The sequence below is a fragment of the Oliverpabstia sp. genome, from assembly GCF_022785585.1.
GTDB lineage: Bacteria > Bacillota > Clostridia > Lachnospirales > Lachnospiraceae > Oliverpabstia > Oliverpabstia intestinalis.
This window is the reverse complement of the sequence record NZ_JALFPR010000093.1, coordinates 1-2,707: the sequence shown is the minus strand read 5'-3', so window position 1 is coordinate 2,707 and position 2,707 is coordinate 1. Positions and strand designations below refer to the sequence as shown.

At 46.9% G+C, this 2,707-nt stretch carries 3 protein-coding genes; all 3 read right to left on the bottom strand.

Annotated elements, in window-relative coordinates; all coding sequences use genetic code 11:
- Window positions 1-920, bottom strand: a 920-nt coding sequence (locus MSA64_RS06585) for a Gfo/Idh/MocA family protein (protein ID WP_287891064.1), incomplete at its 3' end; no start/stop codon positions are given.
- A gap of 228 nt (window positions 921-1,148) precedes the next feature.
- Entirely contained in the window at window positions 1,149-2,069 is a 921-nt protein-coding gene (locus tag MSA64_RS06580) for a sugar phosphate isomerase/epimerase family protein (RefSeq protein WP_154431199.1), read from the bottom strand.
- Window positions 2,070-2,110: 41 nt separating this feature from the next.
- Window positions 2,111-2,707, bottom strand: a 597-nt coding sequence (locus tag MSA64_RS06575) for a sugar phosphate isomerase/epimerase family protein (protein ID WP_287891061.1), incomplete at its 5' end; no start/stop codon positions are given.

Genomic DNA, 2,707 nt, shown 5'->3' with positions numbered 1-2,707 from the left:
TCTTCTCCTGAGAAGAATGCTACTCCTTCGCCGGATAATGCCGGTTTCTCTACTACCTGTTTATTGTGGTGGATGTAGTTGATCCGCAGGCCGTCTTTCATATCTGCTCCGGCTTTTGTTCCGCACAGACTTGTCTTGGCCTCATCAACCTCCAGTGTGTTCAGTGCCCAGGCAGCTTCCAGCTCGATCACTGCACCGTTTTTCATACGGATGAATCCGAAAGCGGAATCTTCTACACAGAATTCCTTCGGATCCCAGTCTCCAAAGGCATTTCCCTGATTGGTCTGGTCAGCCAGTTTGTGGAAGGTCTGTCCTGTTACAGACTCTACTTCATAGTTGTCCATCATCCATAAAGTCAGATCCAGCGCATGGGTTCCGATATCGATCAGCGGACCGCCGCCCTGTTCTTCTTCATTTAAGAATACACCCCAGGTAGGAACTGCTCTTCTTCTGAGTGCATGGGCTTTTGCAAAGTAGATCTCTCCCAGTTCGTCAGCCTTGCACATTTCTTTCAGATACAGGGAATCTGGACGGTAACGGTTCTGGTATCCGATGTTCAGGATTCTGCCTGTTTTCTCTGAAGTCTCCACCATCTTCTGTGCTTCTGCATAATTCTTTGCCATCGGTTTCTCACACATAACATCTTTTCCTGCTTCCATGGCTGCGATAGAGATCTCTGCATGGGAGCGGTTCGGTGTGGTTACATATACAACATCCAGGTCCTCTTTGATAAGCTCCTGATAGTCTTCAAATACTTTTGCATCTTCTGTACCATATTCTTTTTTTGCTTTCTCTGCACGCTCTCTGATGATGTCACAGAAAGCTACGATCTCATAGAGACCACTTTTCTTCATAGCCGGAAGGTGTTTTCCGTTGGCGATTCCTCCGCATCCTACGATTCCTGCTTTTAATTTTCTCATGGTATTATCTCCTTTTTATTCCGTAGTAACTATTCAGTAGTCACTATCCCGCGAGATGTTTTGGCATGAATACGCCAAAATTCCGAGGCATACAAGCAAAAATGCCAGCACCGAAGGTGATTTCATATACATTTTTGCCTGTAACTGTGAAGGTGCTGAATAGTTACCTGTAGTCAATAAATTTTATAGTCAAGCGGATATTCGCAATCCGCTTCGCAGTTTATTCGATCAAATCACGAACTGTTCCAGATATCTCTTGCTGAGGATCAAAGAATTCTCAACCTTTTCCTTGGAATCTTCAAAGGCTTTATCCTCGACCTCAATGCAGGTATAGCCGTCATATCCAATATCCGTAAGTGCTGATACATATTTTCCCCAGTCCACATCTCCGAGTCCCGGGAGCTTCGGTGACATGTATTCCAGCGGATATGCCATGATACCGCAGGATTCCAGCTTGTCTTTGTAGATCTTGATGTCCTTGTAGTGGACATGGAAGATCTTATCTTTGAACTCATAAAGCGGGCGGATATAGTCGATCATCTGCCAGATAAAGTGGGATGGATCGTAGTTGATGCCCAGATGGTCACTGTCCAGGATCCGGAATACCTCTCTCCAGATCGGCGGTGTTGTCATCAGGTTCTGTCCTCCCGGCCACTGGTCCTCGCCGAAAAGCATCGGGCAGTTTTCGATGGCGACCTTCACGTCACATTCCTCAGCCAGTTTTATGATCGGCGGCCAGATCTCTTTTACCAGTTCCAGGTTCTCCTGTACATTTTTGGTCTGGTCCCTTCCGATAAATGTGGTGACCATGCCCACACCTAATTTCTTACTTGCAAGGATCACCTGTTTCAGGTGTTCCACAGCGGCTGCGCTTTTCTCTTTATCTGCCGCCATCACGTTTGGATAATAGGCCAGTGACGAGATCTCCACTCCTGATTTTTTTGCATATTCCACGATATGCTCTGCATATGTATCATCCTGGTTGACCCGTTCCGCATCGATATGGCTTACACCGGCATATCTTCTTTCTGCTTTTTCCTGTGGCCAGCATGCCACTTCCACACATTCAAATCCCTGCTCGGACGCAAAATCCATCATCTCTTCATAGGTCCAGCTGTCAAGGATCGCTGTAACAAACCCAAGTTTCATAGGAATGCCCTCCTGTTTCTTTCTGTCTCTGTATATCTGTATTATTTCTCCCATGGAGTTGGTGTGAACTCTCCGCCTCTGCACCATTTCAGATAGTTCAGTGCGTGGAGCTGTCCGGTCATCTCCAGTTCTCCGTTGTATACCGGATCATGATATCCCTCGATACAGATATCGTCCTCATATCCGTTGCTTCTTAAGATAGAAATGATATCTCTCCAGTTTGTGTCACCAAATCCAGGCATACGGTGCCATACGAACGGAACTGCTCCGGAGATTCCGCCGTGTCTTACTGCATCCCAGTCGATGGTCGCATCTTTTCCATGTACATGGACGATCTTTTTGCACCATTTTCTCAGTTCTGCCACAGGGTCGATCAGCTGTACCATCTGGTGGGTCGGCTCCCATTCCAGACCGAAGTTGTCATTCTTTACTTCCTCAAACATCACTTCCCAGGCTTTCGGGTTGAAACCGATGTTGCAGGTGGCATGTTCCCAGGTTCCATCCATCAGGCAGTTTTCAATACCCAGTTTCACACCTTTTTCTTCTGCAAGGTCTGCCAGTTCACGGAACACTTTTCCGAACTCTTCGTATGCGGATTCTACCGGTTTTCCTTCCCAGGCTCCTGCAAAGGTGCTTAC